The organism is Streptomyces himastatinicus ATCC 53653, assembly GCF_000158915.1.
Classification (GTDB): Bacteria; Actinomycetota; Actinomycetes; order Streptomycetales; family Streptomycetaceae; genus Streptomyces; species Streptomyces himastatinicus.
The window spans coordinates 2,088,659-2,095,301 of the sequence record NZ_GG657754.1; the positions used below are offsets into that span (position 1 = coordinate 2,088,659).

At 70.0% G+C, this 6,643-nt stretch carries 8 protein-coding genes and 1 pseudogene; 2 read left to right on the forward strand and 7 right to left on the reverse strand.

Annotated features, from left to right (window positions below):
• Positions 1 to 201 precede the first annotated feature (201 nt).
• The 5 genes from SSOG_RS08195 to SSOG_RS08215 form a co-directional block, all read right to left on the reverse strand.
• On the reverse strand, positions 202 to 858 hold the full coding sequence (locus SSOG_RS08195) for a GNAT family N-acetyltransferase (RefSeq protein WP_009713740.1): 657 nt from the start codon (positions 856 to 858) through the stop codon (positions 202 to 204).
• Between the two features lie 169 nt (positions 859 to 1,027).
• A complete protein-coding gene (locus tag SSOG_RS08200; RefSeq protein WP_009713741.1) occupies positions 1,028 to 1,855 on the reverse strand; it encodes a MetQ/NlpA family ABC transporter substrate-binding protein in 828 nt (275 codons plus the stop codon).
• 26 nt (positions 1,856 to 1,881) lie between these two features.
• Positions 1,882 to 2,685 carry a methionine ABC transporter permease gene (locus SSOG_RS08205; RefSeq protein WP_009713742.1) on the reverse strand — a complete coding sequence of 268 codons (804 nt, stop codon included), beginning with the start codon at positions 2,683 to 2,685 and terminating at the stop codon, positions 1,882 to 1,884.
• A complete protein-coding gene (locus SSOG_RS08210; RefSeq protein ID WP_039936901.1) occupies positions 2,682 to 3,725 on the reverse strand; it encodes a methionine ABC transporter ATP-binding protein in 1,044 nt (347 codons plus the stop codon). The genes SSOG_RS08205 and SSOG_RS08210 overlap by 4 nt, the downstream gene beginning before the upstream one ends.
• Positions 3,726 to 4,132: 407 nt before the next feature.
• Positions 4,133 to 4,777 carry an HAD-IA family hydrolase gene (locus tag SSOG_RS08215; RefSeq protein ID WP_039936902.1) on the reverse strand — a complete coding sequence of 215 codons (645 nt, stop codon included), beginning with the start codon at positions 4,775 to 4,777 and terminating at the stop codon, positions 4,133 to 4,135.
• 105 nt (positions 4,778 to 4,882) lie between these two features.
• On the opposite strand from SSOG_RS08215, the gene SSOG_RS08220 reads away from it, so the two are divergent.
• Together SSOG_RS08220 and SSOG_RS08225 are read left to right on the forward strand one after the other, a co-directional pair.
• The gene (locus SSOG_RS08220; RefSeq protein WP_039936904.1) at positions 4,883 to 5,251 is read left to right on the forward strand and encodes a hypothetical protein; all 369 of its coding nucleotides are present in this window, start codon (positions 4,883 to 4,885) and stop codon (positions 5,249 to 5,251) included.
• Positions 5,244 to 5,660: a hypothetical protein gene (locus tag SSOG_RS08225; protein WP_009713746.1), complete on the forward strand. Its 417-nt coding sequence runs from the start codon at positions 5,244 to 5,246 to the stop codon at positions 5,658 to 5,660. Before SSOG_RS08220 ends, SSOG_RS08225 begins: the two co-directional genes overlap by 8 nt.
• A gap of 150 nt (positions 5,661 to 5,810) precedes the next feature.
• On the opposite strand, the gene SSOG_RS08230 is transcribed toward SSOG_RS08225, so the two are convergent.
• Positions 5,811 to 6,314 (reverse strand): GNAT family N-acetyltransferase, encoded by a 504-nt coding sequence (locus tag SSOG_RS08230; protein WP_039936906.1) that lies wholly within the window; start codon positions 6,312 to 6,314, stop codon positions 5,811 to 5,813.
• 118 nt (positions 6,315 to 6,432) lie between these two features.
• Positions 6,433 to 6,643, reverse strand: a pseudogene (locus SSOG_RS55750) (sigma-70 family RNA polymerase sigma factor); the annotation flags it as partial.

A 6,643-nucleotide genomic window follows, 5' to 3' on the forward strand; every position in this document is an offset into this window, starting at 1 on the left:
CCGCGGGTGGCGTGCCGCGGCGGCCGTGGCGGGGTGCGCCCGCGGTGCGTGTGCCGTGGACGCGCGTATCGCGGCGGTGGGCGGGCCGGCCCGCAGGTGCTCAGCCCGGAGAGGTTACCCCGCCCGGCCCGGGCCGCCGGACCGGGGGCAGGGGCGGAGGTGGTGCGCCGGGGGCGCACCGGAGGCGCGGCGCGCCGGGGTTCAGCGCCAGTCGGTGTACTCGGAGTACGTGGGGAAGACGCTGATGCCCTCGCCCTCGTCCCGTTGCTCGGGCGCGCCCTCGAGGTCCTCGGGAAGCAGGCTCCAGACGATGAGGTCGGTGCGCAGATCGGTCCAGCCGCCGTCCTCCATCTGGGTGCGCGATATGTACGCGTTGCGGAGCACGCCTTCGCTGATACACCCGACCTTCTGCGCGACCTGCTGGCCCGCGGTGTTCCCGGCGGCGGTACGCAGCTCCATCCGCTCGAACTTCTGGTCCTGGAACAGCCAGCGGGCGACGGCCAGCACCGCCTCCACGGCATAGCCCTCACCGCGCGCCCAGGGGGCGGTGATATAGCTGATCTCGGTGCCCAGAACCTTCCAGTCGGTGTTGCGCAGATGGATGATTCCGACGAGCCGCTGGGTGAGGAATTCGGCGACCGCGAAGACGATTCCGCGCCCCGTGGTGCGTTCGGCGGGGGCGAGCCGCATCGCCTGGTCGCGTGCGTCGCGGTGGGTGTACGGGTAGGGGGCCCGGCTCCAGGTGATGACGAGTTCGTCGTTCATCATGTCCGTGAGCGCGGGCAGGTCCGCTTCCTCGAACGGGCGCAGCACCAGCCGTTCCGTGCTGATGGAGATGTCCGGGAAAGTGGATGTCATGCGCCGCTCCGTAACCGGGTCGTTTCAAAGTCGTGGCGAAGAGCCCAGCATGCAGCATCACTCCTGCTCAATGCAGCACGGGGTGCGGAAACGGAAGGCTCCGCATCCGATTGTCGCCCGGATGCGGAGCCTTGCGTGTTCAGTCGGCCGTTTTTCAGAATCGTAGGTGTCAGAACGACGCGAGGACGGATCCGTCGTACTTGTCCTTGATGAACTTCTTCACCTGCGGGGAGGTGAGGAGCTTGGCGAGCTTCTTGACCCGCGGGTCGTCCTCGTTGCCCTTCTTCACGGCGAGGAAGTTGCCGTAGGGGCTGTTGTCCGGGGACTCCAGGATCAGCGCTTCCTTGGCGGGGTTGAGCTTGGCCTGGATGGCGTAATTGCCGTTGATGACCGCGGCGTCCACATCGTCCAGGGACCGCGGCAGCTGGGGTGCCTCCAGCTCCTTGAACTTCAGGTCCTTGGGGTTGTCGGCGATGTCCTTGGGGGTGGCCTCGGTACCGACGCCCTTCTTGAGCTTGATGACGCCGTGGTCAGACAGCAGCTGGAGCGCCCGGGCCTCGTTCACCGCGTCGTTGGGGACGGCGACGGTGGCGCCCTTCTTGAGGTCGTCGGCCTTCTTCGCCTTGTGGGAGAAGAGGCCGAGCGGCTCCAGGTGCACGGTGACCACGGGCACGATGTCGCCGCCGCGCTTCTTCTTGTAGTCGTCGAGGAACGGCTTGTTCTGGAAGTAGTTGGCGTCCACCGAGCCGTCCTGGGTGGCGGGGTTCAGCGAGTTGTAGTCGGTGAACTCCTTCACCTCCAGCTTGAGCCCCTCCTTCTTCGCCAGATGGTCCTTGACGTAGTTGAGTATCTCGGCGTGCGGGACGGGGTTCGCGCCGACGATCAGCGCGCCGTTCTTGTCGCCGCCCCCCTTGCTCGGCGGGGAGCAGGCGGAGGCACCGGCGGCGAGCACGGCGGCGGCGAGCAGGGTGGCGGTGGTCTTGATGCTGTTACGCACGAAAAGTGCCTTTCGGGGACGGAGTGTCAGGGAGTCTTGGTCAGCTGGGCGGTCTCGCCCGGCTCGTCGGTCCCGGCCTGGTCGGCCTTGTCGGCGGCCGGGGTCCCGGCGGTCTCGCCGCTCCGGGGCTTACGGGAGCGCGGCAGCACCAGCCGGGGCGCGGCCGAGGCGGGGCTGCGGTGGGAGAGCGCGCGGGCCGCGAGGTCACCGGCGAACTGGATGACGGAGATGACCACCGCGAGGATGGCCACGGTGATCCACATCAGCTCGGTCTCGAACCGCTGGTAGCCGTAGCGGACGGCGAGGTCGCCCAGACCGCCCGCGCCGACCGTTCCGGCCATCGCCGAGTAGCCGATGAGCGCGACGATCGTCGTGGTCGCGCTGGAGATCAGCGACGGCAGCGACTCGGGCAGCAGGACCTTGCGTACGACGGTCCAGGTGGAGCCGCCCATCGACTGCACGGCCTCCACCAGCCCGCCGTCGACCTCGCGCACCGAGGTCTCCACGAGGCGGGCGTAGAAGGGGATGGCGCCGATCGCGAGCGGCACGATCGCGGCCGCGGGGCCGATGGTGGTGCCGACGATCGCGCGGGTGAAGGAGATCAGCGCGACCATGAGGATGATGAACGGCATCGAGCGCGCGATGTTGACGATCTGGCCGACGACCTTGTTCACGACCACGTTCGGCAGCACGCCGCCCCGGTCGGTGAGCACCAGCAGCACACCGAGCGGCAGTCCGCCGAGGATCGCGATGACCGCCGACCAGCCGACCATCCAGAGCGTCTCCAGACACGCCTGCTGCAACAGGGGCTGCATCTCGGACCAGGTCACTTGGCGCCCTCCTTGAGCACGGCAGTCTTCGACGCGTCCACATCGGCCACGTCGACCTGGAGGCCCTGCTCCCGCAGGAAGCCGATCGGCACGACGTTCTCCTCGAACGGGCCGGGCAGCTCGATGCGCATCCGGCCGACCTGGTTGCCGCTGACGGTGTCCATCGCGGCACCGAGGATCGATATGTCGATGTTGTACGTACGCGACAGCTGGGAGATCACCGGCTTGGCGGCGGCCTCGCCCTGGAACGTCACGTCCACGACCGTGCGGTCCTCGGCCGAGGGCACCCCGCCGACCGGGAACAGCTCCTGGGCCAGCTGGGAGCCGGGGGTGGCCAGCAGGTCGGTGACCTTGCCGGACTCCACGATCCGGCCGTCGCTCATCAGCGCGGCCGAGTCGCAGATGGTCTTCACGACGTCCATCTCGTGCGTGATCAGCAGCACGGTGAGGCCCAGCTGCCGGTTGAGGTCGCGCAGCAGCTGGAGGATCGAGCGGGTGGTCTCGGGGTCGAGCGCGGAGGTCGCCTCGTCGGACAGCAGCACCTTCGGGTCGCCCGCGAGCGCGCGGGCGATGCCGACGCGCTGCTTCTGGCCACCGGAGAGCTGCGCGGGGTACGCCTTGGCCTTGTCGGCGAGGCCGACCAGGTCCAGCAGCTCCAGGGCCTTGCGGGTGCGCTCCTTGCCGGAGACGCCGAGGATCTCCAGCGGCAGCTCGACGTTGTCGCGCACCGTGCGCGAGGAGAGCAGGTTGAAGTGCTGGAAGACCATGCCGATCCGGCTGCGCGCCTGGCGCAGCGCGGAACCGGCACGCCGGCCGCGCCCCGCGAGCGCGGTCAGGTCCTGACCGGCCACGGTGACCGTGCCGGAGCTGGGGCGCTCCAGGAGGTTGACGCAGCGGATGAGGGTGGACTTCCCGGCGCCGCTCTGACCGACGACGCCGTACACCTCACCCTCGCGGACATGCAGATCGACGCCGTCGAGGGCGGTGACCTCGCGGCCTCGTGAGCGGTAGACCTTTGTCAGGTCCGTAGTGGTGATCACAGGGTTTCCGTCACTGTTGAGTGCAGGGCGGTTGTGCCGCCGGGCACGGTTCATTCCTTACGGAAGCGGCGGGGGCGGGCCGAGGGCGTGCGCGTGTGTGGGCGCGGCTCGGGATCCGTTGACGCGGGGCAGGCCGGTCCAGCACGCGGGCGCGCGGACATGGCTCAGCGGGGCTCGCTTCGGGGCGCGAGGCTCGAGCGGGGACCCTCAGCGGTCACACATTCGACACCGACAACGAGCACCGGGCGTCATCATCGCCTCGGTCGCAGGGGTGCGGCAGCTCGTCGTGGTCATGGCCGCCAGTAAACCAGAGACCCTGACGGGCCGATCAAGCGTGTCCGTATGACGGACATCAAAGACCAGTCCGTGGACAATAGGGGTCGCTTCCGGTCGCTTCCGGTCGGGGGTCACTCCCCCGCGATGATCTCCACTCCCCCGTCGACGGCCCGTGCCGACACGGCCGACAGGTCCGCCACCACGATGTCGGCGTCCAGCTCCTCGCGGATGGTCGTTGTGGTCAACGCCACGGTCCGCATCCCGGCGGCCCGGGCGGCGGCGAGCCCGGCCGGGGCGTCCTCGAAGACCACGCAGCGGGCCGGGTCCGCGCCCAGCTTCCCGGCGGCCAGCAGGAACGGCTCGGGGTCCGGCTTGCCGCGGGTGATGTCGTCCGCGGTGATCAGCAGCCCGGGGCGTATTCCGGCCTCGGCGAGGCGGGCCTCGGCCAGCGCACGGCCCGCGGAGGTCACCACGGCCCAGCGCTCCTGCGGCAGCCCGGCCAGCAGGTCCAGGGTGCCGGGCAGCAGCCGCACCCCGCCCGGGACGTCCTCGACCTCCAGCTCGTCGATGCGCCGGCGGGCCTCCGCGACGCGGTCGGCGGGGAGCAGATCGCCGATGATGTCGGCCGCCGGGCGGCCGTGCAGCTCGACCCGGGCGAACTCCTCCGTCACGCCGTACTCCTCGGCCCAGCGAGTCCAGCAGCGGACCACGGACTCCATGGACGAGACGAGGGTTCCGTCGTTGTCGAACAGCAGCGCGTCAGCGGTGATCTTCATGGGCGCAGCGTACGGGGCCGATCGCAACGCGGTCATTCGGGCCGATTACAGTCGTCCCATGCTTGTCACCCCCTGTGTGCGGGACCGCACCGCGCGGAGGTCCCGTTGATCGACGTGCTGACCGCCGTGCTCGGCGCGGCCGCCCTCGCGCTCGCCGCGTGGTGCGGTTTCGCCGCCTACCGCGACCAGCCCACCAAGGACTGGCACTTCATCGGCATGGCCGTGGTGTCCCTGCTGGCGATCGTCCAGCTGGTCATCGGGGTCGTGCGGCTGTCGCAGGGCGACGACCCCGAGCAGGGCGTGGCGATCTTCATCGCGTATCTGATCGGCTCGGCGCTGGCCGTGCCGATCGCGGCGTTCATGTCGCTGGCGGAGCGGACCCGCTGGGGCTCGGCCACGGTCGCGGCGGCGGCCGTGGTGCTGGCCGTGCTGGAGGTACGGCTGTACGACATCTGGGGAGGCGTGGGTGGCTGAGTCGGCGGAACGTGAGCGCACCGGGCTCGGGCAGGGGCCCGGGCGGCTGCTGGTGATGCTCTACGGGGTGTTCACGGTGGCCGCGGCGTCGCGCTCGATCTACCAGCTGATCGCGCAGTACGACGAGGCGCCGCTCGCCTACATCCTCTCGGCGGTCTCCGCCGTGGTGTACGCCTTCATCACGGTCTCGCTGGTGCGGGGCGGGGAGGGTGCGCGCAAGGCGGCGATGGTGTGTTGCGGGGCGGAGCTGCTGGGTGTGCTGACGGTCGGCACCTGGACCCTCGTCGACCCCTCGGCGTTCCCCGACCAGACGGTGTGGTCGGACTACGGGATGGGCTACCTGTTCATCCCGATCTTCCTGCCGGTGACGGGGCTCATGTGGCTGCGGGGCTCTCGCCGCGAGGGCTAGTCCCCCACCCCGCCCCTTCCCGCAGTATCGATATGCGGCTCCGCCGCGTGGGAGGCTCCGCCCCGGACCCCGCTCCTCAAACGCCGGAGGGGCTGGGCGGTGGGCCGCACCCGGCGACGAAACGCCCAGTACGGCCCGTCCCGTGTCGCGCTACGCGCTGGCCGCGAAGGCCGACATGGAGGCGTCCTTTTCCAGCGTGACCAGGCTCAGGCGGCGGTTGACCTCCTGGGTGCCGACCTGGGCGTACCCGTACTTGCGGTACAGCCGGAGGTTGCCGTCACTGCGATGGCCCGTGGCCAGCCGGTAGCGCTTGGCGGCGCGCTCCTCCGCGAGCTGGGCCTCGATCGCCGCGAGCAGCCGCCCGCCGAGCCCGTGCCGCTGCATCCGCGGGTGGACGATGAGCTTGCCGATCGCGGCCGTGCCCTTGTCGTCGACGGCGCCCCGGACCGAGCCGACGACCTCCTCGCCGAGCCGGGCCACCAGCACACAGCCCTGGCCCAGTTCGGCGCGCAGGTCGTCGAGCGTCTGCGTCAGCGGTTCGATGGAGTAGTCCCCGTAGAGCTCGGCCTCACCCTGATAACACAGGTACTGGAGCTTGAGGATCTGCTCGGCGTCGTCCGCGGTCGCCGCGGAGATGGTCACGCTCATGCCCATGTGCGCATGCCTCCCCTTTTCTCGGTCCACCGGCCGCCTGAGGGTAGGGGCGACCGGGGTTGATATGCCTGGATGGGAGACGCCACAGGGTGGTGGCCGCCTCCCGGGCGCCGATTGTCTAACGCTCCTTTCCCCACGGTTCAGGAGCCGCAACCTCCGCCGTGAGCATTCTGCGCAGGCAACCCAGACATCGGGAACGTACCGGGCCGAGACTGCCCTGTGAGATACCCAACTCACCCGCGATCTCGCGATATGTCAGTTCGGGCCGGGACAGCATCGTCCCGAGCAGCCTCGGACAGCGGCCGGGCAGCCCGCGCACCGCGGCCCGC